At 69.3% G+C, this 24,643-nt stretch carries 24 protein-coding genes; 11 read left to right on the top strand and 13 right to left on the bottom strand.

Going from position 1 to position 24,643, the window contains the following annotated elements; genetic code table 11:
* Nucleotides 1-72: 72 nt before the first annotated feature.
* The 5 genes from C8E96_RS20340 (at nt 73) to C8E96_RS20325 (ending at nt 4,623) form a co-directional block, all read left to right on the top strand.
* Nucleotides 73-480, top strand: coding sequence for a DUF485 domain-containing protein (locus C8E96_RS20340; RefSeq protein ID WP_091374783.1), 408 nt, complete (start codon nt 73-75; stop codon nt 478-480).
* Nucleotides 477-2,063 (top strand): solute symporter family protein, encoded by a 1,587-nt coding sequence (locus C8E96_RS20335; protein WP_091374780.1) that lies wholly within the window; start codon nt 477-479, stop codon nt 2,061-2,063. The genes C8E96_RS20340 and C8E96_RS20335 overlap by 4 nt, the downstream gene beginning before the upstream one ends.
* Nucleotides 2,064-2,176: 113 nt before the next feature.
* Nucleotides 2,177-3,346, top strand: coding sequence for a type III PLP-dependent enzyme (locus C8E96_RS20330; RefSeq protein WP_228769879.1), 1,170 nt, complete (start codon nt 2,177-2,179; stop codon nt 3,344-3,346).
* Nucleotides 3,347-3,370: 24 nt separating this feature from the next.
* Nucleotides 3,371-3,772, top strand: a complete 402-nt coding sequence (gene speD, locus C8E96_RS33750; protein WP_176926761.1) for an adenosylmethionine decarboxylase — start codon at nt 3,371-3,373, stop codon at nt 3,770-3,772.
* Entirely contained in the window at nt 3,769-4,623 is an 855-nt protein-coding gene (locus C8E96_RS20325; protein ID WP_091374777.1) for a spermidine synthase, read from the top strand. The genes speD and C8E96_RS20325 overlap by 4 nt, the downstream gene beginning before the upstream one ends.
* A gap of 83 nt (nt 4,624-4,706) precedes the next feature.
* Here the strand turns inward: C8E96_RS20325 and C8E96_RS20320 are convergent, their stop codons facing one another.
* The 10 genes from C8E96_RS20320 to C8E96_RS20280 all read right to left on the bottom strand — a co-directional run bounded on the left by C8E96_RS20320 (nt 4,707) and on the right by C8E96_RS20280 (nt 13,322).
* Nucleotides 4,707-5,432: a hypothetical protein gene (locus C8E96_RS20320; RefSeq protein ID WP_133794610.1), complete on the bottom strand. Its 726-nt coding sequence runs from the start codon at nt 5,430-5,432 to the stop codon at nt 4,707-4,709.
* 1 nt (nt 5,433) lies between these two features.
* Entirely contained in the window at nt 5,434-6,678 is a 1,245-nt protein-coding gene (locus tag C8E96_RS20315; protein ID WP_091374771.1) for a hypothetical protein, read from the bottom strand.
* An 86-nt stretch (nt 6,679-6,764) separates the two neighbouring features.
* The gene (locus tag C8E96_RS20310; protein WP_091374767.1) at nt 6,765-7,118 is read right to left on the bottom strand and encodes a DUF3817 domain-containing protein; all 354 of its coding nucleotides are present in this window, start codon (nt 7,116-7,118) and stop codon (nt 6,765-6,767) included.
* Nucleotides 7,115-7,453 carry a hypothetical protein gene (locus tag C8E96_RS20305; protein WP_091374763.1) on the bottom strand — a complete coding sequence of 113 codons (339 nt, stop codon included), beginning with the start codon at nt 7,451-7,453 and terminating at the stop codon, nt 7,115-7,117. Before C8E96_RS20305 ends, C8E96_RS20310 begins: the two co-directional genes overlap by 4 nt.
* A 61-nt stretch (nt 7,454-7,514) precedes the next feature.
* Nucleotides 7,515-8,789 (bottom strand): ATP-binding protein, encoded by a 1,275-nt coding sequence (locus C8E96_RS20300; protein WP_228769878.1) that lies wholly within the window; start codon nt 8,787-8,789, stop codon nt 7,515-7,517.
* Between the two features lie 81 nt (nt 8,790-8,870).
* Complete coding sequence (locus C8E96_RS20295; protein ID WP_228769877.1) at nt 8,871-9,695, bottom strand: lytic transglycosylase domain-containing protein; 825 nt, start codon at nt 9,693-9,695, stop codon at nt 8,871-8,873.
* 100 nt (nt 9,696-9,795) lie between these two features.
* Complete coding sequence (locus C8E96_RS20290) at nt 9,796-10,284, bottom strand: transcriptional regulator (protein ID WP_091374757.1); 489 nt, start codon at nt 10,282-10,284, stop codon at nt 9,796-9,798.
* A gap of 224 nt (nt 10,285-10,508) precedes the next feature.
* Nucleotides 10,509-10,670 carry a hypothetical protein gene (locus C8E96_RS33420; protein WP_166658057.1) on the bottom strand — a complete coding sequence of 54 codons (162 nt, stop codon included), beginning with the start codon at nt 10,668-10,670 and terminating at the stop codon, nt 10,509-10,511.
* Nucleotides 10,671-10,997: 327 nt separating this feature from the next.
* Nucleotides 10,998-12,134, bottom strand: a complete 1,137-nt coding sequence (locus tag C8E96_RS20285; RefSeq protein WP_091374755.1) for a CaiB/BaiF CoA transferase family protein — start codon at nt 12,132-12,134, stop codon at nt 10,998-11,000.
* Nucleotides 12,135-12,173: 39 nt separating this feature from the next.
* Nucleotides 12,174-13,322 (bottom strand): acyl-CoA dehydrogenase family protein, encoded by a 1,149-nt coding sequence (locus tag C8E96_RS20280; RefSeq protein WP_091374751.1) that lies wholly within the window; start codon nt 13,320-13,322, stop codon nt 12,174-12,176.
* 113 nt (nt 13,323-13,435) lie between these two features.
* Between C8E96_RS20280 and C8E96_RS20275 the strand changes: the two genes are divergently transcribed.
* The gene (locus C8E96_RS20275) at nt 13,436-14,053 is read left to right on the top strand and encodes a TetR/AcrR family transcriptional regulator (RefSeq protein ID WP_091374748.1); all 618 of its coding nucleotides are present in this window, start codon (nt 13,436-13,438) and stop codon (nt 14,051-14,053) included.
* 13 nt (nt 14,054-14,066) lie between these two features.
* Here the strand turns inward: C8E96_RS20275 and C8E96_RS20270 are convergent, their stop codons facing one another.
* Nucleotides 14,067-14,735, bottom strand: a complete 669-nt coding sequence (locus tag C8E96_RS20270) for a hypothetical protein (protein ID WP_133794608.1) — start codon at nt 14,733-14,735, stop codon at nt 14,067-14,069.
* Between C8E96_RS20270 and C8E96_RS20265 the strand changes: the two genes are divergently transcribed.
* A complete protein-coding gene (locus tag C8E96_RS20265; RefSeq protein WP_133794606.1) occupies nt 14,707-15,861 on the top strand; it encodes a sialidase family protein in 1,155 nt (384 codons plus the stop codon). The two genes, C8E96_RS20270 and C8E96_RS20265, sit on opposite strands and share 29 nt — an antisense overlap.
* A gap of 186 nt (nt 15,862-16,047) precedes the next feature.
* Here C8E96_RS20265 and C8E96_RS20260 read toward each other — a convergent pair whose 3' ends face one another.
* Nucleotides 16,048-16,518, bottom strand: coding sequence for an NUDIX domain-containing protein (locus tag C8E96_RS20260; protein ID WP_091374741.1), 471 nt, complete (start codon nt 16,516-16,518; stop codon nt 16,048-16,050).
* 198 nt (nt 16,519-16,716) lie between these two features.
* Here C8E96_RS20260 and C8E96_RS20255 point away from each other — a divergent pair, with 198 nt between their 5' ends.
* From C8E96_RS20255 to C8E96_RS20245, 3 genes are all read left to right on the top strand, one after another.
* Complete coding sequence (locus C8E96_RS20255) at nt 16,717-18,981, top strand: histidine kinase (protein ID WP_091374738.1); 2,265 nt, start codon at nt 16,717-16,719, stop codon at nt 18,979-18,981.
* Nucleotides 18,978-19,634 carry a response regulator transcription factor gene (locus C8E96_RS20250; RefSeq protein WP_091374735.1) on the top strand — a complete coding sequence of 219 codons (657 nt, stop codon included), beginning with the start codon at nt 18,978-18,980 and terminating at the stop codon, nt 19,632-19,634. Before C8E96_RS20255 ends, C8E96_RS20250 begins: the two co-directional genes overlap by 4 nt.
* Nucleotides 19,635-19,738: 104 nt before the next feature.
* Nucleotides 19,739-20,371, top strand: a complete 633-nt coding sequence (locus tag C8E96_RS20245) for a helix-turn-helix transcriptional regulator (RefSeq protein WP_091374732.1) — start codon at nt 19,739-19,741, stop codon at nt 20,369-20,371.
* 177 nt (nt 20,372-20,548) lie between these two features.
* Here the strand turns inward: C8E96_RS20245 and C8E96_RS20240 are convergent, their stop codons facing one another.
* Nucleotides 20,549-21,859, bottom strand: a complete 1,311-nt coding sequence (locus tag C8E96_RS20240) for a COG1470 family protein (RefSeq protein ID WP_091374729.1) — start codon at nt 21,857-21,859, stop codon at nt 20,549-20,551.
* Nucleotides 21,860-22,043: 184 nt separating this feature from the next.
* On the opposite strand from C8E96_RS20240, the gene C8E96_RS20235 reads away from it, so the two are divergent.
* Complete coding sequence (locus tag C8E96_RS20235; protein ID WP_091374726.1) at nt 22,044-24,578, top strand: choice-of-anchor D domain-containing protein; 2,535 nt, start codon at nt 22,044-22,046, stop codon at nt 24,576-24,578.
* The last annotated feature ends 65 nt before the right edge of the window (nt 24,579-24,643 follow it).

Here is a 24,643-nt window from a genome sequence, read left to right as displayed (position 1 = left end):
CATCTCACGCGAGTCACCCGACGCTTGCCACTCGCCTGCCACTCGCCCGCACAGCAGTGACGGAGGAATGCAATGACCGAGGTCGTCCCGCCCCCTGTGCGCGCACGCGGTCAGCGCGCCGCGACATTCGGCGGTATCACCACCCCGGCCGGTCAGCCCCGACCGCCCGCCGGTCCCGACTACGCCGCGATCCACGCGAGCCCGGAGTTCACCGCGCTGCGCTCCCGGTTCCGCCGGTTCGTCTTCCCGATGGCCGCGCTGTTCTTCGTCTGGTACCTCGCCTACGTCCTGCTTGCCGCCTACGCCAAGGACTTCATGAGCATCCGCGTGTTCGGGTCGGTCAACATCGCCCTGGTGTTCGGCCTGCTCCAGTTCGTCTCCACGATCGCCATCACCGCCTTCTACGTGCGGTGGGCCCGCACCCGGATCGACCCCGAGGTCGAGCGGATCCGCGTGAAGGCGGGAGTGGACGCCCGATGACGAACCTCGCCGCGAGCCAGGTCGGCGACCCGGTCCTCAACACGATCGTCTTCGCCGCCTTCGTCCTGATCACCCTCTACGTCGTCTACAAAGTCAGCACCCGAAACAGCTCCACGGCGGACTACTACGCCGCGGGCGGGCGCTTCACCGGCCCGCAGAACGGCATCGCCCTGTCCGGCGACTTCCTGTCCGCCGCGTCGTTCCTGGGCATCGCGGGCGCCATCGCCATCAACGGCTACGACGGCTTCCTCTACTCCATCGGCTTCCTGGTGGCGTGGCTGGTCAACTTGCTGCTGATCGCCGAGCTGGTCCGCAACACCGGCCGGTTCACCATGGGCGACGTGCTCGCCTTCCGGATGCGCCAGCGCCCGGTGCGCGCCGCCGCCGCGACGTCGACGCTGGTGATCTCGCTGTTCTACATGCTCGCCCAGATGGCGGGCGCGGGCGCGGTCGTCGCGCTGCTGCTCAACGTGCAGGGCAAGGGCGGGCAGGCGATCGTCATCGCGGTGGTCGGCCTGATCATGATCTTCTACGTGCTCGTCGGCGGGATGAAGGGCACCACCTGGGTGCAGATCATCAAGGCGACGCTGCTGATCCTCACCGTCGTGCTGATGACGGTGTTCCTGTTGGGCAAGTTCGGTTTCAGCCTCACCGCGCTGCTCGACCAGGCCGCCGCCAACAACGCCAACGGCACCCGGGTGATCGACCCCGGCGCCCAGTACGGCCGCACGTCGACCGCCACGCTCGACTTCATCTCCCTGGCCCTGGCCCTGGTCCTGGGCGCCGCGGGCCTGCCGCACGTGCTGATGCGGTTCTACACCGTGCCCAACGCGACGGAGGCCCGCCGCTCGGTGGTGTGGGCGGTCGGCGCGATGACGGTGTTCTACGGCGCCACGCTGATCATCGGCTACGGCGCCTCGGCGCTGGTCGGCTCCGAGCGCATCCTCTCGGCCACCGGCCGGGAGAACGCGGCGGCGCCGCTGCTGGCCTTCGAGATCGGCGGCACGGTGCTGCTCGGCATCGTCGCGGCGGTGGCGTTCGCGACGATCCTCGCTGTTGTCGCCGGGCTCACGATCACGGCGTCGGCCTCGTTCGCCCATGACGTGTTCAACAACATCTTCCGCAGGGGCAAGGCCGACCCGGTCGAAGAGGTCAAGGTCGCGCGGCTGACCGCGGTGGTGATCGGCGTGCTGGCCATCGTCGGCGGCATCCTCGCCAACGGGCAGAACGTCGCGTTCCTGGTCGCGCTCGCGTTCGCGTTCGCCGCGTCGGCGAACCTCTCGACGCTGCTGTACTCGCTGTTCTGGAAGCGGTTCAACACCAACGGGACGCTGTGGGCGATGTACGGCGGCCTGGGCTCGTGCCTGGTGCTGGTGTTCTTCTCCCCCGTGGTCTCCGGGGCGCCGACGTCGATCATCTCCGGCGTCGACTTCCACCTGTTCCCGCTCACCAACCCGGGCATCGTCTCGATCCCCGTGTCGTTCCTCTGCGGCTTCTTCGGCACCGTGCTCAGCAAGGAACAGGCGAACGTGCCCAAGCAGAAGGAGATGGAGGTCCGGTCGCTGACCGGCATCGGGCGGTAAACACCCGGTCACCCCGCGTTCCACGGCGGCTCCGCCGCGCCCGGATGGTACGGCCACCATGCCGGGCGCGGCGATGGCCACGTCATCGATTCGCAGGTAGCCCGGGTATTACAGTGCACGCCGTGCTTGACGTTCCCCTGTCGGCGCCGGACGTCCCCACCCGGCTACGCGCGTATCTCGATGATCACGCGCCGACGACGCCGTGCCTGTTGATCGATCTGGACGTGGTCCGCGCCAACTACCGGGCGATCCGCGCCGCGCTGCCCGAGGCGGCCGTCTTCTACGCGGTGAAGGCGAATCCGGCCCCGGAAGTGGTCCGGGCGCTGGTCGTCGAGGGGTCGAGTTTCGACGTCGCGAGCACCGGTGAGATCGACCTGTGCCTGGCGCAGGGGGCGACGCCGGAGTCGCTGTCCTACGGCAACCCGATCAAGAAGGCCGCCGACATCGCCTACGCCTACGGCCTGGGCGTGCGGCGGTTCACCTTCGACTCCGAGGGCGACCTGGAGAACCTGGCCGTGCTCGCCCCCGGTTCCCGGGTGTCGTGCCGGTTCATCGTCGACGCCCCGCAGTCGGGTACTCCGTTCGGCCGAAAGTTCGGCTGTGACCCGGATATGGCGATCCGGCTGCTGGCCAGGGCCGCGGATCTGGGGCTCTCGGCGGACGGCGCCTGCTTCCACGTCGGCTCGCAGCACACCGACCCGGCGGCCTGGGTCTCCGGCATCGCCGAGGCCGCCCGGATCGCCCGCGCGCTCGGCGAGTGCGGCGTGCCGACCCGCTCGCTCAACCTCGGCGGCGGCTTCCCCACCGGCTACGCGACGCCCGCTCCCCCGCTCGAGGTGCACGCCGCCGCGATCCGCGCCGCCGTCGCCGAGCACTTCGACACCGCCCCGGAACTGCTGATCGAACCGGGCCGCGCGGTGGTCGCGACGGCCGGTGTGATCAGAAGCGAAGTGGTGTTGGTCTCACGAAAGTGCGACACAGACACCCATCGATGGGTGTACCTCGACATCGGGCGGTACTCCGGACTGGCCGAAACCGAGAACGAGTACATCGCATATCGGCTGCTCACAGCCCATCCGGCGACACCGGACGGGCCGGTGATCATCGCCGGGCCGACCTGTGACGGCGATGACGTCATCTATCAGCACACCAGTTACAGTCTCCCGCTGGCATTACGAGCGGGAGACCACGTCGACATCCTCGACGCGGGTGCCTATACGGCGAGCTACTCGTCGGTGTCATTCAACGGATTTCCGCCTCTGCCGACACTGTTCGTCGGCTGATCACCCCCGCAGGAGGTTAGACAGATGTCGTACGACCCTGCGCCCGAACTGGGCGTCGGCTATTTCGCAGGCCGACACGTGCTCGCCGAGTTCGATGGCGTCGATCCGTTGTTGCTCGACGATCTGAGCTTCCTGCAACAGGCACTCGAGGATTCGCTGAGCAAGGCGGGCGCGACGATCTGCGACGTCGTGTCCAAGCAGTTCGAGCCCCAGGGCGTGACCGTCCTGGCGCTGCTGTCGGAGTCCCACGCGTCGATCCACACCTACCCGGAGATCGGGTCGATGTTCGTCGACATCTTCACCTGCGGGGAGACCGCCGACCCCGAGCTCGCCGTGGCTCTGCTGCGCGACCGCCTGGGCGCGCTCGAAGCCCGGATCAACACCATCCACCGGGGAAACCCGATTCCCGCGGAGCCCGCCCGATGAACACCATCATTGAACCCCTCGCCGAAGGCATGACCCGCGTCTGGGAGATGCCCGAGGTCCTGGTCGAGACCGACACCGACTTCCAGCACCTGGTGATCGGCAAGACCCACCAGGGCGTCAGCCTGTTCTGCGACAACGACCGGCAGAGCACCGAGTTCAGCCAGCTGACCTACCACGAGGCGCTGCTGGTGCCCGCGCTGCTGCTGGCCCGCAAGATCGAGCGCGTGCTCGTCGTCGGGTCCAGCGAGGGCGTCGTCAGCCAGATCTCGGTGGCGGCGGGCGCGTCGGTCGTCGACCACGTCGACATCGACCGGCAGGCCGTCGAACTGTGCGCCGAGCACCTGCCCTACGGCTACACCACCGAGGAGCTCTCGGCGGCGGTCAAGGGCGAGGGCCCGGTGCGGGTGCACTACGCCGATGGCTGGGAGTTCCTGGCCCAGGCCGAGGCCGAGGGCGCGAAGTACGACATCGTGCTGGTCGACCTGCCCGATGAGCGCCCCGAGTTCGCCCAGCACAACCGCCTCTACGAGGAGGAGTTCCTCACCCGCTGCCGGGCCGTGCTGGCCGACGGCGGGGTCGTGGTGTGCCAGGCGGGCTGCCCGACGATGTGGCGCAACGAGACCCTGATCCGGTCGATGAAGCGCTTCGGCGACATCTTCGGCACCACGGTGTACTACGGGTCCGACGAGCACGAGTGGGCGTTCCTGTTCGGCATCACCGACACCGACGCGAACACCACCGAGCGGATGATCGAGCGGCTGCAGACCCTGCCGTACCGCCCGGAGTCGATCGACGCGGACGCCCTGCGCGGCTGCACGATCCCGCCCTACCGGGTCCGCAAGGCCCTCTGACCCACCCCGCGAGTCCCCACCTCCCGACCACGAGTTCTCAGTTGAAGTGAGAACTCACCGTCGGGAGGTGGGGACTCGCGGCGTTAGGGGACGCACGTCGGGGTGACCGTCGGGGTGGGTGTGGGTGTGGGTGTGGGCGGCGGCGTGGATCGCGGCGTGGGTGGTTGGGGCGAGGGTGTGGTGGTGCCCGGGGTGGCGGTCGTGGTGGCCGGGCATCGTGGGAGCGGTGGAGGGTCCGGGGTCGAGCCGGTGACCGCGAGCACGACGGCGATGGCCGCCACCACGGCGACGCCGACCGCGCCTGCGATCAGCGTGCGGTTGCCTGAGCGCGACGGCGGCGGGGGCAGCGGCCGGGACGCCGCGTAGGCGAGTTCCTCCGGGTGGGCGGTCGGCCGCTCCGCGGCGGGCGGGGCGGCTCGTGTCGGTGGGTCGAACTGGGCGGAGCGCTCCACCCGGAAGCCCTCCTCGTCGGCCAGGAACCTGCGGTAGGTGTCCAGCGCGACCCGGTGCGCGCGCGGCAGCTCGGTGTCGTCGGCGATCGTGTCGCCCGGGTAGAGCACACCGACGGTCAGGACCAGCGGCCTGCTGTGCTCGTCGCGCACCGGACCTTCGACCTCGCCCTCGGCGAGCGGGTACTCGTTCCACACCAGGAAGTACCCGCCGACCCGCCCGGCCTGGTAGCGGGCGTCGGGCCGCACCGACAGGACGTCGTCGTCGAGGAAGCCGTACGTGGGCAGGACGTCCGGGGCGAGCAGCACCCGGTAGCCCCGGCGCCTGCCGCGGGCGATCAGGAACGGCCAGCCACCCATGTCAGTCGCCTCCGAGCCTGCATCTGGGCAACCGCGCCTCCAACACGGCGACCTCGTGCTGGAGCTGGGACACCACCATCCGCCGGGCCTGCACCAGCTCCTCGGCCCGCCGGTCGGCGGCACTGAGGACGTGCGCGTCGCGCGCCCGGGGTTGCGGGAAGACGGCGAGTTCGGCGAGCAGCCCACCACCGGCCGCGGAGATCAGCGCCCGCCCGGCCCGCTGCGCGACGAACTTCGCGAGAACCTCCAGCGCCACCGCCGGGCTCACCGCGGACTGTTTCGCCGCCAGGCCGAGGAGTTGTTCGCGGGTGGTGCGGTCGATGGTCAGCTCGACCTGGCGCAGGACGTCCGGGACCACCGCGCACAGCGGCAGCTCCACCCGGTCCGGCTGGAAGTGTCCGTGTGGGCGCTTGTGGACCTCGTTGCCTTGCAGCACAGCGAAATCGTGCCCGACCGCACTGACCGGCAGCAGCCGCACGACCCGCCGCGCGCTGTGCATCATGACGAGGTCCCGGAAGCCGTGGATTCCCATGAGCAGGTTGCGGACGGTCTCGAGGCGGACGTTCTCGTCGGGGTGGATCTCGTCGAGCAGGTCCCACTTGGTGATGACGAACGCGATGGGCGTGCGGGCGCCCAGCATCGCGTTGATCATCGCGTCCAAGGAGGCTTGGAGGATCAGCGAGCCACGTTGATCCCCTTGGTATGCCTGGAGAATCCGCAGGCCGTCGATGATCCCGATGAGAGCGTCGGCGTTCGCGATGGACTCGAGCAGCCGGGCCTGCGCGGTCGAGCCGGGGGCATCGGGGTCGGTGAGGAGTTCGCCCGGATACTCGAGGTAGCCCAGGGTGAACACGGGCTCGACGCCCTCGTGGGTCGGCGCCATCACGCTGAACTCGAACTCGCGCATCTCGCCGCGCCGGGTCCCCGCGGGCCAGTCGTCGGCGGTGCTGGCGACCTGCTGGTACCAGCGGTTGAGCTCGATGAGCTGGTCGTAGGGCGCGTGCAGGTGGAAGCCGCGGCCGCCCGGGACCTGCAGGCGGCGGTACATGCTGGTGAGCAGGAGGGTCTTGCCGGAGCCCTGCAGGCCCAGCGTCACCACCCGGAACTTCGGCAGAGACTGCGGGGTCGCGGCGGCGGGCGACTTCCTGGCGGCCCGCCACCAGACCCAACCGGCGACGGCCAGGATGCCCAGCGCGAGAACCCAGGGTCCCCATGCCACGGCCGGTTCCTCTTCGATGGCGAACATGAGCGTCACCTCCCTGGTGACTAGCTCAATGTGACACCCATAGGAGGCGCCGAACGGCCGTCAGATACAGCGGCCGTTCGGGTGAATCAGAGCTTCTCGCCCGCCCGGACCTTGTGCGTCACCTTGCGCTCGATGACGAAGGACAGGAACGGGATCATCCCGGCGACCAGGACCATCAGGGTGCCCTTGACCGACCAGCGGGCCTTGAGCGCGAGGTCGAAGGCGAAGAGCAGGTAGACGGCGTAGAGGAAACCGTGGGCGGGGCCGACGACCGCCATCGGCCCGGCGTTGTCGCCGACGTACTTGACCAGCATGGCCACGACCAGCGCGAGCAGCCCGACACCGACGATGTAGGCGAGCACCCGGAACCGGGCGAGTGCCCCGCGGATCCCCTTGGCCGCGACTGCCTGGGCCGGGTTTTCCTCGTCGGTCATGCTCATCGGTTCTCCTGGTCGTTCAGTGCGGCGAGATAGCGGTTGTAGGCGACGAGTTCGTCGTCGCCGTCGTCATCGGGGATGAGCTTGGGCCGGGGGGTGGGCGTCGGCGCGGGTTCGGCGGCTTCGCGGTCCCGGAGCTTGCGCATCCGCCAGAACATGTAGGCGGGGGCGAGGCCGAAGAGCGGCCACTGGAGGACGTAGCCGAGGTTCTGGAACGTCCCGTTGGCCGATTCGAAGCGCTGCCACTGCCACCAGGCCAGGCTCAGGCAGGCGACGAGTGAGAGCACGCTGACCCCGATGACGAGGAGTCGGCGTGAGGTGTTGGAGGTGTCGCCCACGGTGCCGATGGTAAACCTCGGTACCTGAGTGAGGGCCGTCACCTGGGGGAAGGCGGTCCGCTCACGGCCCGAGCAGGGCCGCCGGGATCACGGCGATCCCATCGGCCCGGCGGTAGGCATGGGGGCCGGTCGTGATGACGGCCGCGTCGAGCAGGTCCTCGCCGAGGTGGTCACGCAGCCAGTGGAGGTGGACGAGATCTCGATCGTCCACAGTGGCGCTGAGCTTCACCTCCACCGCGACGACTTTGTGGTCGCCGCGCTGGATGACGAAATCGACTTCGTGTCGGCCATCCCTGGTGCGGAAGTGGTGCAGTGTCGCCTCATTGGCTTGGGCGTGGACGCGGAGGTTCAGCGCGACAAGGGATTCGAACAGCGCGCCCAGCAGCGTGCCGTCGCGCGGGATCCGCGGTCCGGTGGCGGCACCGGAGAGCAGTGAGTCCTCGGTGGCGCCGAGGAGACGAGCGGCCAAGGCGGGATCGGCCAGTTGGTGCTTGGGGCCCTGAGCGAGCCTGCTGAACGGGTTGCGGCTGGGCAGCCACGCGGGCACCGGGTCGAGCAGCCACAGCTGGGTCAGGACATCGCGGTAGCCGATCGTCGTGGTCTTGGCGGGCTTCTCGCTGTCACCGGGGGTCGCCGCGTCCAGGATCGTGTTGTAGGAAGCGGTGGTGGACGAGGCCGCCGCGTAGGCCGTCAACCACGCCAGCAGTGTCGCCGGGCGCCGCACGAGATGCCCCTGCTCGGGGAAGTCGTGCTCGACGATCCGCGCGAGATAGCCGTCGAGTTGGGCCCGTCGTGCCCGTGCGGGCGCGTCGCGGATCGCCGGGAAGCCGGAGCGCAGGATCTCGTCGGTGTACTGGGGCAAACCGACCGCGGTGTCACCGTCGACGGGTGCGCGCCTGCCCGACAGCAGGTCGCCCAGTCCCACGGACGGCGCTTGGACACCACGTTCGACGAGCGTCATCGGGCGCATCCGGACCCGCACGATGCGGCCCGCGCCCGAGTGGGTCGGGGCGGTCACGGGTGTCGCGCTGCCGGTGAGCAGGAAGCGGCCGGGAGTCGGATCTCGGTCGACGCTCCGCCGCACCAGGTCCCACACGGCGGGATACCGCTGCCACTCGTCGAGCAGCACCGGATGGTCGGCCCGGTCGAGCCTTGCCGGATCGGCGGCCAACAGCTCTCGGGCGGCGGGGTCGTCGAGGGCGAAGGTGGTGCCCGCCCGCCGTTGCGCGGTCGCGGTTTTGCCGACGCCCTTCGGGCCTTCCAGGGTGATCGCGGGCAAGCCCGGGAAGAGCTCATCCAACTCTGTGTCGACGACACGGGAGACATAGTCTCTCACCAGGCTAAACTACCATTAGCACAGTCGTTACGCTACCAATAGCACGCCGACTGCACTACCAATAGCACGCTGACTGAATGATCAGGCGGCGGTACGGGCGTAGCCATCGGCCAAGCCGAAGACCTTCTGCCCGTACGGCACCGAGTTGTTGTACGAGAACACGCCCGCCCACCAGCCCGCGGCGCTGCCCATGTCACGGCCGTTGGCGCACAGGTAGCGGCCCGCGGCCAGCGCGGCGTCGTCGATCTGCTGGGGGTCGCCGCGGCCGTCGAGGTTCGCGTCGGAGGCCCAGCGCTTCCAGGTCGACGGGATGAACTGCATCGGGCCGACCGCGCGGTCGACCTGGTTGTCGCCGTCGAACATGCCGCCGTCGGTGTCGGAGATGGCCTTCACACCGGGGGACCCGTCGAGGGGCACCCCGATGATCGGCTTGGACGGACGGCCGTCCTCGCCGAGAGTGGCACCGCCGTAGCGACCATGGTTGGACTCGATGCGGCCAATCCCCGCGAGCGTGGCCCACGACAGGCGACACTTCGGGGTGGTCGACCGCACGACCAGCTCGGCATTGCCGTAGGCCATCAGCGCCCGCGCGGGGACGCCCGTAGGACCCGCCAGCTTCTCCGCCCACGTCCGCAGCACGTCAGCCCCGCTCGCGCCCGCCTGTGGCCGCGGTGGCGGCTGCTGAGCCACACCCGCGTCCGTGCCCGCCGGGACCACCGACCCCGGCTCGACCGGGGCCGCCTGGACTTCCAGCGCGGGAATCTCGACCGGCATGGCCTGCGGCGTCGCCGCGACGCGGACCAACCAGACGACACCGACGCCGACCACCATGACCAGGACCACGACGAGCAGCCTGACCAGGATGCCCGCACCGCGCCGGGTCACCGGGGTATTCGTGTCCGCCACCGTGCTCCAGCCTGGGTCGCCAATGCCGCCACTGACAGCATCAACGACCAGAGCACTTCGGCGTTACGCGAAGTGGCGTGAGCCACCCGCGAAGAACAGCTCAGGCCGCGCCGTCGCGACGCTGTCGCTGCAGCCTAGCCACACACCACGCGGGGGCGCTCCCGCGACGCAGGTGTTCCAACACGGTCAGGGGACCGAGCCGCCTGCGCAGGTCCGAGGGCGCCAGGCCCGCGGCACGGTAGTCGAGGGCGCGCTGGTCCAACGGGCTCATGCCCGCGTCCCACCACTCCTCGGCCTCCGCCACGCCACCGACCATCTGCCACCAGCCCGCCGCGGCGGAGAGCAGCTCCTCCGGGACCCCGGGCAGACGCTTGCGCATCGCGACGAGGTAGCGGGGGTCGGTGCTTTCCACTTGGGACCAGCGGGACGCTCCCGCCCGAGCGCGCTGACCGGGAATACCCGGCGCGGCTACGGGCGCGTCCGCCATCCATTCCGACGCGATGCGGTGGGCTTCCACCGCGTCGGCGTCATGCGAGCGCTCTGCGGTCCACTGGCGGACCAAGGCGTCGACCCCGGGGTCGTCGAGCATTCTGCCTCCTGGAGGTCTCATGATCACTCGATGGCCCAAACCGTAGGGGGCTACACCGACAGATCGCCAGACCCAAACCAGGAGAACTTCCCCAACCTGGCCCTGAAACGGTGAGATCCACCCTTACGGTCCAATTTGGATCTTATCCAAACCAAGATCATCACAGAGGGTGATCGCGCCGCGGACAGACTTCTCCCAGAGTTCACGGGGAAGCCCGTTCGTTGCTAGGCGAACAAGTTCTTCAGGAAGGTGATGATCGCCTCGGCGCCGTCACGGAGCCAGCCGAACAGGTTCTGCACGGCTTCGGCTGCGGCTGTCGGCTGCGTGATGACGTAGAACAGGCTCAGGGCGACCACCACGAGGATCGCGGCTTTCTTCGCATCCATCGGTTCACTCCATCCGCTCTGTCCATGCCGGGGCCCCAACGCGGCCCCATCTGCCCATGATCCCCCAAGTTGGGGGGTTGACGGGCAACTTTCCGTCGTTTGGCGGCACGGTGGGTGAGAAATTCTCCTCACCCGACACTATCGCTGTCCGGCGATCACTCTAGAGGTCTAGTACGACACTCCAACGCGAGACACCCCAAGTCGCGCGGACACGAACGCGGCCCAAACCCGCGAACGGGCTGACGGAACCTGTTCGCCCAGGTCCCGCCAGCCCGCCGCGCCGTGCCTTCGGGTGAAAGCTGTAACTCGATAGAGGAGTGAACAGGGTCAGGCGATGGTTCCCGCCGCCCGGAGCCGCTCGATCTCCTCGGCCGGGACCCCCAACTCGGCCAGCACCGCTCCCGTGTCCGCCCGCGCATCGCTTGGCTGGGTGGGGATCGCGGGGACCGTGCGGCTGAACTTGGGGGCGGGCGCGGGCTGCGTGGTCCCGCCGATCTCGACGAACGTGCCGCGGGCGATGTTGTGCGGGTGCGTCGGCGCCTCCTGCGGCGTCAGCACCGGCGAAAGGCAGGCGTCGGTGCCCTCGGCGAGCTTGGCCCACTCGTCCCGGGTCCTGGTGCGCAGCGTCTCCTCCAGGAGAGTGCGCAGCGCGGGCCAGTTCTCGGGGTTCATGTGGTCGGGCACGTCCTCCAGGCCCAGCACCTTGACCAGTTCGGCGAAGAACCGGCCCTCGATCGCGCCGACGGCGACGAACTTGCCGTCCGCGGTCTCATAGGTGTCGTAGAACGGCGCGCCGCCGTCGAGCAGGTTCTCCCCGCGCGGCTTGCTCCACAGGCCCAGGTTCTGGAGGCCGTGCAGGCTGGTGGTCAGCAGCGCCGCACCGTCCACCATGGACGCGTCCACCACCTGGCCGCGGCCCGACGACTGCCGCTCGACCAGCGCGGCGAGCACACCCATGGCCAGCATCAGGCCGCCACCGCCGAAGTCGGCGACGAGGTTGAGCGGCATGGTGGGCTTGTGGCCCGCCTGGCCGATCGGCTCCAGGGCGCCCGCGATGGCGATGTAGTTGATGTCGTGTCCGGCCGCCTCGGCCAGCGGACCGTCCTGGCCCCACCCGGTGATCCGGCCATAGACCAGGCCGGGGTTGCGCGCGAGCAGCGCGTCCGGGCCCAGGCCCATCCGCTCGGCGACGCCCGGGCGGAAGCCCTCGACCAGCACGTCGGCCTCGTCGACCAGCTTCAGCACCAGATCGAGGCCCTCCGGGGACTTGACGTCGACGCCGATCCAGCGCCGCCCCCGGGTGAGGGGGTCGTTCGGGAACGAAAGCACGTCGAAGCCCGGCTTGGCCCGGTCGACCCGGATCACGTCGGCGCCCAGGTCGGCGAGCACGGTGCAGGCGAACGGCGCGGGCGCGAGGCCCGCGAGTTCGACGACCTTCAGACCAGCGAGGGGTCCGGTTCCCATTGACTGTCCTTTCCAGACTGATCGGGGCGGCGGGATCGGTCAGATCGTGCGGGCGATGATTTCCTTCATGATCTCGTTCGTGCCGCCGTAGATCTTCTGCACGCGCTGGTCGGTCCACATGCGAGCGATGGCGTACTCGCTCATGTAGCCGTAGCCGCCGTGCAGTTGCAGGCACTCGTCGATGGCCGCCATCGCGCGGTCGCTGGTCCACCACTTGAGCATCGCCACGGTCGGGATGTCGAGTTCACCCTTGAGGTGCTTGGCGATGCAGTCGTCGAGGAACACCCGGGCGATGCGCGCCTCGGTGGCGATCTCGGCGAGCTTGAACTTGGTGTTCTGGAAGCCGAAGACCGGCCTGCCGAACGCGGAGCGGTCCTTGGTGTAGGTCAGCGTGGTCTCCAGCGCCAGCTCCATCGCGACCACCGACGTCACGCCGATGATCAGCCGCTCCTGCGGCAGCTGCTGCATGAGCTGGACGAAGCCCTGTCCCTCGGCGCTGCCCAGGAGGTTGGTGGCCGGGACGCGGACGTCGTCGAAGAACAGCTCGGCGGTGTCCTGGGCCTTGAGGCCGATCTTGTCGAGCACGCGGCCGCGGCGGAAGCCGGGGCGGTCGGCCTCGACGATGATCAGCGAGGTGCCCTCGGCGCCCTTGGCCGGGTCGGTCTTCGCGACCACGATGATGACGTCGGCCTGGCCGCCGTTGGTGATGAAGGTCTTCGCGCCGTTGATGACGTACTCGTCACCGTCGCGGACCGCCTTGGTCTTGATGTTCTGCAGGTCCGAACCGGTGCCCGGCTCGGTCATGGCGATCGCGCTGACCCATTCGCCGGAAGCCATCTTCGGCAGCCAGGCGTGCTTCTGCTCCTCGGTGCCGTAGGCGAGGATGTAGTGCGCCACGATGCCGTTGTGCAGCAGCACACCCCAGCCGCTGTCCCCCGCGCGCGCCTGCTCCTCGACGAGCACGGTCTCATGGGCGAACGTGCCGCCACCGCCGCCGTACTCCTCCGGGATGGACAGACACAGCAGGCCCACCTCGCCCGCCTTGGTCCAGAGTTCGCGGTCGACCTGCTTGTTCTCCATCCAGCGTTCGACGTTGGGCGTCAGTTCCTTCTCGCAGAACGAGCGAGCCATGTCGCGGAAGGCGTCCAGGTCTTCGTCCATCCACGGCGAGCGCTGCGTGGGAGCCATGGCTCCGACCTCCAGGGTAAGAGAAACAATCCGGCTTGCATGTAAGTTACGATCAGAAGGTACATGCACGTTGGACTGCCCGTAAAGTGCCTCCGACCGTCCGAGGAGGAGATGTGGTGTCGACCACACGCACCCACCGCACGCAGCAGGAACGCCGCGAGCAGACCCGCGAGGCCCTGCTGGACGCGACGATCACCTGCCTGGTGGAGCTGGGTTATGCCCGGACCACGGTGCAGGAGATCTGCGCGCGGGCCGGGGTGTCCCGAGGTGCGCAGCAACACCACTTCACGACCAAGACCGAGCTGATGACAGCGGCCTTGGAGCACCTGTTCGACCGGTTGATCGCCGAGGTCGTGTCGGGGGCGGCTGTGTTGGCGCCGGGGCGGGAGCGGTTGATCAAGGGCATCGACATGCTGTGGGCGGCCTATTCGGGCACGCTGTCGACCGCCGCCGTGGAGCTGTGGGTGGCCGCTCGGACGGACCCTGAATTGCGTGAAGCTCTTCTGCCGGTGGACCGGGCTTTGGGGCACGCCACTCTCGAGGCGCTGCGTGCGGCTGCCGAGGGTGAGTCTCCGGAGTCGACTGGGCAGGCGGAGACGATGTTGCTGCTGACCATCAACCTGGTTCGTGGACTGGCTTTGGACGCGATGATCGGTGGGGATCCGAAGCGGCGTGCTCGGTTGTTGGAGGAGTGGAAAGCCGCCGCACTTCAGCGCTATCTGGGCGAATAGTCGAGGAGCAGGGTCACACCCACTCCTGTGACACCTCGAACCCGACCGCCTGCTTGGACCGAAGGACCTTCCACAGCGAATTCTGTTCCACTGAGGTCAGCCACGCGGAAAATGGGCTCGCATCACTCCGAAACCACCACGAGTGGTGGGAGGTGATGGAATCGAGCTCCCCATCCAGGGGATAGTGGTACTCCAGCGAAACCTGGGAGAGCGCCTCGCGCTCCCCGTCCGCGTCCCGCAGTTCGAACTGGCGCACAAACGAAACGGCGAAGACCTGCACTGAAGTCCAGTTGATGCTGCCGAACTGGAACAGGAAGCCATCCGAGTCGCCCTCCATCGAGACATCGAACCGAATTGTCTCCCACGTCCGGATGGCCTCGATCAGGTCGACGATGGCAGGCACCGTCGACCGAGTTCGCGCGCGAAGAATGCTGCCTATTACGTCAGCTGCCGAATCGATCGGCCGCGACCCACGCTCCACAAACACCCTCCAGATCCAGCGGGATCCTAGCGGCGTATCGCCGCCAACCAGTGCGTGCAAGATCATGCGTCCCCCGCCTCGGTTGTCCACTCGAAGGTGTTCCAACGTTTGCGCGTGAGTCGATCTCCCTGGACGCTCGGTCGAAATGCCGTTGACCAGGGCGGGAGTGATCATGCTGATCCGGACGCTCGGCACGTTCATCGCGGTGATCCTTCTTGCCTTCGCCGTGCCCGCCGAGGCCGCTCCCCCGCGCCAGTTGCTTGAAGACGTCGGCAGCAGCTACCCGCGGGTGATCCGGCTTGAACATGGTCCGGGCGCGGGGCGGATCATCACCAGTATCGGCAGCATGATCGACGGCAAGAGTGTCGGTTTGATCCACGAAAGCGTCGACCGCGGCCGGAGTTTCCAGCGGGTGGCGGTGATCTCCGATCCCGACCTGACGATTTCCCGCGGCATGTGTTGCGCCACGCTCTTCGAGCTTCCGCGCAAGGTCGGTGACATGCCCGCCGGCACCCTGTTGTGGGCGACCACCGCGGGCCTCGACACCGGGAACGACCGTCGGGTGCGCCAGCGGGTGTGGCGCAGTGCCGATATCGGCCGCACCTGGACGTTCCTCTCGGACATCGCCATCGCGCCGAACGCGCAGCCGGGGTGGGAGCCCGAACTGTCCGTCGCCGCCGATGGTTCGCTGGTCGCCTTCTACTCCGACGAGTCGGACACCACCCGGCACGACCAGAAGCTCGTGCGGGTCCGGTCGGCCGACGGCAAGACGTGGAGCGCGCCCGTCGACACCGTGAAGCACCAGCGGCACGGGGTGCGGCCGGGAATGGTCGGGGTACGGGCACTGCCGGACGGCACATACTTCATGGTCTACGAGGTCTGCAACATCGACTTCCAGCGCAACTGCGGCATCTACTTCCGCACCTCGAAGGACGGCTGGGACTGGGGCGACCCGATCGACCTCGGCACCCAGGTCATCACCGAAGCCGGCCGGTACCCCCGGCACACCCCGACCATCGCGTGGAGTCCCAACACCGGCTCCGACGGCGCGATCCTGCTGATCAGCGAGATGCTCGTCGAGGCCGACGGCAGCCTGTCCGCGGGCAACGGAGCGACGATCCTGGTCAACGACCCGGAGGCGGACGACCCGTGGGAGGAGTTCCCGGCACCGATCCCGGTCACCGGCGTGAACAACGAAGGCTGCCGCAACTTCAGCCCGAGTCTGCTGCCGAGCCGCGACGGCCGTACCGTGCTGGAACTGACCACCGACCTGGACGACGGTGTGTGCAAGACATTCGTGGCGACGGGACCGATCCCGATCGATTGAAGAGCCGTTCCGACCCGGCCCTCGCTCGGGTCGGAACGGTCTCCGCGTGTGCCCCCAGGGGCCTCACGATCTTGGTAGCAACGGCCGACCCGGCCCTCGCTCGGGTCGGCCGCTGCTCACATAAGGAAGAGGGCCGCCGAGTGAAATAGTGACGTTCGCTTTTGCGAACACTTTCTCGGAACCTGCTCAATCAGCGCGTTGCCACAGGTCATCGGCGTTGTAGTGGTCCGCGATCTCGCCCGCGCAGATGCGGTCCGCCTCCCGCCACGGGCCGACGGCGTCGAGGTCGTCGATGGGCACCCAGCGCGTCTCGTCGTAGACGGAGAAGTTGGGGCGCGGGTCGCCCAGGTCCAGGTCGAGGGTCGACTCGCTGGGCAATTGACACCGCCAGACCCGCAGCAGCGCGGCGTCGTAGTCGAGGTCTTCGGTGGGCCACGCCGTCAGCGCCCGGTCGCTGAGGATCCGGTCGACGCAGCGCAGGGAGATGCTGAACTCGGTGGTGAACCGCCGCTGCAGCGCGCTCGACTCGTCCTCCCCCGGCGCGACCTCGGCGCCGGGCAACTCCCAGTACCCCGCGACCGACCCTGGCTGGGAGCGGCGGGCGACGAACAACCGGAAGTCACGCACGATCGCCACGCCCACCACGACGGCCTCCATCCGACCAGTGGACGCCGGTGACGCGGCGAGGTCGAGCGGTGCCCAGGTAGTCCCCCGGGCGCGATGTCCTGCCCGAAAGGGCTGGTCTGACACGTTCCGGAGTCAATTCGCCCCCAGCTAGACCATCCAGGTGACTGCCCTGCGGGCGACCAGGCGACATGCCTGTGTTTGGCACCAGCGCTGCGAGATGATCCGAAGGTGTCCGGTGGCTCGGCGGGAGCGCGGCGGGTCTCAGCCGCGTACCTCTTGCTCACGCTCGCACTCCTCGGGGTAGCCGGGTGGTGCCTGCTGTCGCGCGCGCTCGCGCCCAGCGACGGGACAACCGTCAACGCGGGCGACTCCGCCGTGGTCGTCAGCTCCGGCGCGGTGCTGGTCACCGGCGCCGAGCCGGGCTCCGCGCTGCGGGTGGGCGATCAGCTCCTCGCCATCGACCACGTCCTGCTCACCGGCCAGGTCCCCGGCGGTGGCGCGGTCCGGCCAGGCGATTCGCTGACATACCAGGTCGTGCGCGGTGGCGAGGTCATCGAGGTCGAGGTCGACACCGGGCCGTTCCCGCTGTTCCAGAGCCTGCTCGACGGCTGGCCGACCGTGCTGGTGGTGGCACTTCTCTCCGTCATCTCGCTGACCATCTACCTGGTGCGTCCCGGGGAGGCCGCGGCGCGCGCGGCTCTCGTGGCGGCGGGCCTGGCCGCGGTGACCACGGCGGGCGCGACGTTCTTTCCGTTGCAGGCCTTGGATCTCGTGGCGGGCGACCAGTTCTGGCGCTGGTTCATCGGCGAGGCGTCATTCGTCCTGCTGTGGTCGGCGATGCTGCACTTCGCGCTGGCGTTCCCCGCGGTCACCACGAAGCGGTTCCGGCTGTGGGTGACGCTGGGCTACGCGGGTGGTCCGCTTCTTTACGGCGTCGCGTGCGCGGTCGCGGCGGCCACGACCGACTCCGGTCTCGCCCGGCTGGTCATCCTCGCCTCCCCCGCCCTGCCCGCGCTTTTCGTCTTCCCGCTGCTGATCTTCGCGGTGTTGGCCCGGCAGTACGTGCGGTCGGCGGACCAGACCTCGCGGCGCAGGCTGCGGTGGCTCGCGGCGGCACTGGGCTTCGGCGCGGTCTGCTACCTCGCGGTGTGGGCGCTGCCGACGCTGGTCACCGGCACCCCGCTGCTTCCCGAACGGTTCCACACGCTCGCGTTCCTCCCGGTGCCGATCGCGGTGGCGCTGGCCGTGCTGCGGCACCGGGCGCTCGACATCGAGGTCGTGCTGAGCCGGTCGCTGGTCTACGGCGCGCTCAGCGCCGGGGTGATCGGCATCTACGTCGCGGTGGTCGCCGGGCTGTCGCTGCTCTTCCCGCCGCTGACCCAGGCGTGGCAGCAGGGCCTGGCGGCCGCGACGGTGGCGGTGCTCATCCAGCCGTTGCGCACCGGGTTGCAGGGACTGGTCAACAAACGGCTCTTCGGTTACACCGACGACCCGTACCGGGTGGTGTCGCGGCTGGCCTCCCGGCTGGCCGACACGCACACCCCGGGCGCCGCGCTGCCGCGGATCGTCGAGTCCCTCGCGATGGCGCTGCGGCTGCCGTACGTGGCGATCGAGATCCGGGACAACGGGCGCACCGAGGTCGCCGCGGTCACCGGCACGCCGTCGGCCGACCGGCACGAACTGGCCCTTACCCACCAAGGCGAACGCGTGGGCACGCTGGTCGTCGGCGGCCGCTCGGTGCTGCGCTCGCGCGACCGGCTCGCGCTGGCCGACGTGGCCCGGCACGCGGGCACCGCCGTGTACACCGCCCGGCTGACCCAGGATCTGCGGCGCAGCCGTGATCGCCTGGTCCAGGCCCGCGAGGAGGAACGGCGGCGCATCCTGCACGAGTTGCACGACGGGGTCGGGCCCACGCTCGCGGCGATCGCCCTCGGGCTCGACGCGAGCCGCCGCGGCGTCGACCCGGCCTCGGCCTCGGGTGTGCTGCTCGGGCGGATGCGCGACGAGCTGCAAGACGCGATCACCGAGATCCGCAGGCTCGCGGCCGGGCTGCGGCCGCCGGTGCTCGACCAGATCGGGCTGGTCCCGGCGCTGCGCGAGTACGCGGGCACCCTCGCCAGCCGCACGGCGAAACTCGACGGGACCGACGAGGGCGTCACGATCATGCTCGAAGTGCCGACAGTCATGCCAAGGCTGCCTTCGTCGATCGACGTCGCGGCGTACCGAATCGTCTGTGAGGCGCTGACGAACGTCACCCGACACGCGTACGCCCGATCGTGCGCGGTGCGGCTGTGGATCGACGATGATCTTCACATCGAGGTCGTCGACGACGGGATCGGCCTGCCCGGGCACACCTTCGGCGGTGTGGGGCTGGCGTCGATGCGCGAACGGGCGGCCGAACTGGGCGGCGACTGCCTCGTCGCCGCCGAAGCCGAGGGCGGGACACGCGTGCTGGCGACGCTGCCGCTGCCGAAGGAGGTCGCCACCGCATGAGTGACGCGCGCCCGAGGGTGCTGGTCGTCGACGATCATCCGCTGTTCCGCTTCGGGCTGTGCACGGTGCTGGCGGCGGAACCGAGCGTCGAACTGGTGGGTGAGGCCGCCACCGGCGCCGAGGCCATCGCCACGGCCCGTGAGCTGACCCCGGACGTCGTCGTCATGGACGTCCACCTGCCCGACATGACCGGCATCGACGCGGCGCGCGCCATCGTCGGCGAACGGATCGACACCGGCGTGTTGGTGCTGACCATGTTCAACGACAGCGAATCCGTGTTCGCCGCGATGCGCGCGGGTGCCCGCGGCTACCTGCTCAAAGGGTCCGGGCAGGACGAGATCGTGCGCGCGGTGCACGCCGTCGGCCGGGGTGAGGCGATCTTCGGGCCGGACATCGCGACCCGCGTTCTCGGCTTCTTCAACGCGGGTCCCGAACTGGCGGGCCCGGTGTTCCCGGAGCTGACCGCGCGGGAGCGGGAGGTGTTGGCGCTGATCGCCAACGGGGTCAGCAACCCGGGGATCGCGAGCAAGCTGTCGCTGAGCCCGAAGACCGTGCGCAACCACGTGTCGAGCATCTTCACCAAGCTGCACGTGGCCGACCGGGCGCAGGCCATCGTCCGGGCCCGCAAAGCCGGCCTGGGGGACGGTGGATAGGCGCCCTGTCGGGCAACTTCGGGACACCGGTCCCATGCGCTCGGGACGCCCGTTCGGGCACCGTGGACAGTCCGGGAGTGCTCTGAGGCGAAGGTGGGGTTGCCATGTTGGACCAAAGTCGGACGCAGGTCATCGTGCGGGCCACGGATCCGATACTGCAGAACGGTGTCCACATGGCGTTGCGGACCCGCCCCGAGGTGTGGCTCGTCGACGAGGACGACGCCTCGCCCGAGACGGTCGCCCTGGTGGTCACCGACCGGTTCGACGACCGGGCCAACCACCTGCTCAAGACGTTGCAGGTCCGGGGTTTCGCCCGGGTCGTGCTGGTCGCGGGGGAACTGGAGGACAGCGAGATCCTCACCGCGGTGGAGGGCGGGGTGTGCGCCGTCGCGCGAAGAGTCGACACCACCCCGGACGTGCTGGTGCGCCTGGTGAAGGCGGCGTCCGCGGGTGAGGGCGCGCTGCCGCCGGATCTGCTGGGGCGGCTGCTGAACCGCGTGTCCCGCTTGCAGCGTCACGTGTTGGAGCCTCGCGGCCTACACCTGGCAGGCATCACCAACCGGGAGACCGAGGTGCTGCGGCTGGTCGCCTCGGGAATGTCCACAAAGGAAATCGCCGACAAGCTGTGCTACTCGCAGCGCACGGTCAAGTCCATCCTCCACGACGTGACCAACCGCTTCCAACTCCGCAACCGCTCCCACGCCGTCGCCTACGCCCTCCGCGAAGGCCTGATCTAACCCCGCGAGTCGCCCCTTCCAGCAAATGAGTCGCCCCGTCCGGCGAATGAGTTCAACATTCAGGCAAGCGAACCAAAGTCATGTGAGTCGCAAAGTGCGGCACACGCTGCCTGAATGTTGAACTCATTCGCCGGACGGGGCGACTCATTTGCTGGAAGGGGCGACTCGCGTGGGGGGTTAGCCGGCTAGGCGGCCGGAGAAGGAGACGGAGGGGCGGCAGCGGCCGGTGGGGGGTTCGGGGGCGCCGGGGAGCTGGCAGTTGACCGCGACGCGGAGTTCCTTGCCTGGGGGGAAAGTCAAGGGTTCCAGGTAGTGGTAGTCGACGTCGCGGAAGTTGTTGAGGCCGAATTCGAGCAGGACCTCGTCGCCGCGCAGGATCCGCAGGGTGCCCGAGTCGCCGCGCGGGTTCTGCAGCACCAGGTCGGTGATGACCAGGGTCTTGCCGTCGGGGACCGGCGCGGGCGCGGTGAAGGTGGCGAAGTCGGTGCCGTCCGCGGTCGCCACCGGGTCGGTGACGACGCGGAAGTCGAACGCCTGCCCCTTGGACACGTCCGCCCCGCCCGGCGCGGTGACCGCCGGTGGTCCGCCGCCCGCGCCCGCGAGCACGCCGTCGGCGACCTTCTTCTCCGCGGCGGCCGCTTTCTGTTCCGCGGCCGCGGCCTTCTCCTCGGCCTTGTCGGCCTTGTCGGTGAGCTTCTGCTGCTCGGCCTTCACCACCTGCTCGGCGGTGTCGCGGGCCGCCGACTGCAGCGTCGGCTTCAGCACGGTGAACCAGAGCGTCACCGCGATGATCGCCAGCGCCAGCAGAGCCAGCAGCGCGGGCAGCAGCCACTTGGGCAGGATCTGCTGCTGCACCACGGTTCCGTTGGCGGTGACCGGCGCGGCCTCGCCCGTCAGCGCGGTCACCTGGAACGGGTGCCGCTTCTCCGCGCCGCGCAGGAACGTGTCGTGTGGGCGGGCCCGCAGCCGCAGGAACGCCGAGGTTCCGGGCTGGATCGTCAGGATCGGGTGGTCGATGTCGAGCTTGAGTTCGTCGTCGGGGTCCATGGCGGTCAGCTCGACGGCCATCGGGCAGTTGCCCGCGTTGTCGACGATCAGCTCGTGCTTGGCCTTGCGCCGGCCCTTGGACGTCTTGGGGATCAGCTCGATCTGCAGGTCGGTGAACGGCTCGACCTGGATCGCGCCTTCCTCGACCATCGAGGCGGCGGGTTCCTCGCGCGAGAGCACCCGGATGCCGAAGGGGACGATGCCCGCGAGCACGGTCGAATCCCTTGGCGGGGCGAAGGTCACGGTGACCTGCCCCTCGGTGCCGGGCATCAGGTTGATGATGCTCGGCTCCACTGTCGTCCACTCGACGGCGTCGCCGACGACGTCCACAGTGAACTGATCGACGAGTGTTCCCGAGTTGCGGATCTGCACCGTGGAGGTGACCGTGGCCCCCGGGGTCACGGACAGTTCCTTCCCGGCAAGCGAGGTCGTAGCTCCCATGGCCCGAAGTGTGGCCGGCGGCGGACCGGGGTCGCAGCTTGCGAACGGGAGCCTGCCCGGGCAGCGAGATCCGCCCCATCGGGCGGATCATGGCGACCCGATGGCCACCCGTGCGCCGGGGCCGGGCGCGGGGCGCGTTTTCCTAGGCTGAGCAGCACAAGTCCGCCTGAGCGGAGGTCCACCCGTGCCCGTCTCCGCCGCCCGACGCGCCGTGGCGATCGTGCTGGTCGCGAGCCTCGGCGCCCTGCTCGTGCACAGCGGTCCGCTGCCCTCAGCGACCGCCGACGTCGCGCCGGGCTCGACGACCCTGGTGTCGGTCAAGAACGACGGAACGGTCTCGCCGACCGGCGGATACGACCAGGAGATGTCGCAGGACGGGACCGCGGTCGCGTTCGTCAGCCGGTCCGTGCTCGACGGAGTCGCGACGGCGCAGACGGAGAACGTCTACGTCCGCGACCTTGCCCGCGGCCGGACCGTGCTGATCAGTCGAGGCCAGTCCAGCCCGCCGTCACCGCCGACGACCGACCCGCCGCCGGGGCTGACCGGAGCTCGCCTGCTGAACCTCAACCAGCAGGCCGTCGAGTTCCCCACCGACGGCGACAGCTACGAACCGACGATCTCGGCGGACGGCCGCTTCGTCGCATTCATGACCGACGCGACGAACCTGGTCAAGGAGGACCTGTACGACCACAAGGACATCGTGCTGTGCGACCGGGCCCCGAACGGGGTCTTCGACGAGCGCAGGCCCGACGGCTCGATGAACTACCGCTACCACCTGATCACCGCTCCCTCCCCGCCGACCAGGCTGGAGAACTACCGCGACCCACACCTCTCGGGCGACGCGAGCCGGATCGTGTGGGGCGAGTTCCCCGGCACGTCCGGGTCGACCTGGCGCCTCACCACGGCCCTGCTGCGCAACGCCGTGGGCACCATCGGCAGCCCGGCCACCCGCGAGACGGTGTCCGACGACCTCGGCGAGGCGACGCTGCGCAGCTTCGACGAGGCCCGCGTGTCCGCCGACGGCCGGTTCATCGTCTCTGTCGCCCGGATCGACAACGACGAAACCGACCCCTACGTGGTGATCCGCACCGAAGTCGGGAAGGACACGAACCAGCGGGTCGACTTCGAAGCCGACGGCACCCCGGTCAACCCCGACGACGGGATCCGGATGCGCGCGCCCTCGATCTCGGGGGACGGCTCCGTGGTCGCGTTCGTCGCATCCCGCACCACCGGGCAGCCCAACGTGTACGTGGTTCGCCCTGGCACCAACCAGTCCGGCATCGTCTCCCGCAACATCTTCGGCGACCCGGTGAACGGCGCCCTGCCCGCGTTGTCGGCGAGCGGGCGGTACCTGGCGTTCGTGACCGACGCGTTCCTGGTGCACGACGACCTCGACATCGGCGAGCCCACCGACTACAGCTGCCTCGTCCCCGGCGACGTCGGCACCATGGCTCCTCCCCCGATCGACGACGGCGACCGCGAAGACCGGACCCGGTGCCACGTGGTCGTTCGCGACCTGGTCGTCGACGGTGACCGCGCCGCCGCGGGCCTGCCCATGCTGCCCGCGGCGCTGGCGTCGGTGCCCCGCGACACCGACTGCCCGGACGGCGGCCCCCGCTGCCCTGGCGACAGCACCCCGTCGTACTTCTCCGCCCCGCCCTCGGTGTCCGACGTCGGCCGGGTCGCGTTCGACTCCTACGCGAGCGACCTCGCCGACGACGACTCGGATGACTACATCGATTCCTACGTCCACACCTTCGAACCAGCCTTGGCGGGCGAACCGGTCTCCTTCGGCACGGTCACCATCGGCACCACCCTGAGCCGCAGCGCCGAACTGCGCCACGTCGGCTTCGGCCCACTTGTGGTGGAGGAGGCGTCGATCACCGGCGATGACGCCTTCACCATCGGCGCCAACACCTGCGAGGTCCTGCACACGACCGGGACTTGCCTGGTGTCCGTACGCTTCTCCCCCACCGAGGCCCGTACGTACACGGCGAAACTGGTCCTCCAGGTGCGCGGCGGCCGCACATACACAGTCGACCTGCGCGGCACCGGAACACCGGAAATCGTGATCCCCTCGGACGCGGTGTTCGCCGCCACCCCCGACCCGGTCGACTTCGGCGCCCGCCTGATGCTCTCCGAAGGCGCACCGATCCCCCTGACCATCCGCAACGGCGGTGGGTCTCCCATGACGGTGACAGCGGCGACCATCGACGCCCCGACCGTCAGCGGTGACTACACAGTGGACGGCTGCGTCGGGGCCACCCTGGCACCTGCGGCCACCTGTGTCGCCCAAGTCCGGTTCTCACCGCGGGGCCCGGCCGTGCCCGGCGCGCCGGAGGTCCGCACGGCGGTGCTCCGGTTCACCTCGACCGCCCCCGGCGGCCCGCACCTGGTCGCGGTGCGCGGCAGCGCGATCCAGCCCGCCCTGGACGTGAACCCGGCCGTGCTGGCACCGGGTCGGGTCGCGATGGCCACGGGAATCGGGTTCCCACCAGGCAAACCGGTCACAGTGCGCTTCTCCAACGCGGTCGGCGAGGCGAAAGCCACCCCGGACGTGAACGGGCGGTTCACGGTGCAGCTGCTGGTGTTCCCGAAGGCGGCCATCGGGCAGCGGCAGGTCGTCGCCAGTGTCGACGGCACCCCGATCTCGGCCGAGCGCCCGCTGCTCGTGGTGATCAACACGGTGAGTCCGGCGGAGTTCGTCGGCCGGGGGTGATGTCACATCCTGAGGCGCTGTCTCGTCCGATGGCGAGACAAGCCGGAACGAACCAGGGTGGGACT

Source organism: Actinokineospora alba (assembly GCF_004362515.1).
In the GTDB taxonomy this organism is placed as follows: domain Bacteria; phylum Actinomycetota; class Actinomycetes; order Mycobacteriales; family Pseudonocardiaceae; genus Actinokineospora; species Actinokineospora alba.
The sequence above is the reverse complement of the archived record's forward strand: the minus strand, read 5'-3'. Positions and strand labels throughout refer to the sequence as shown.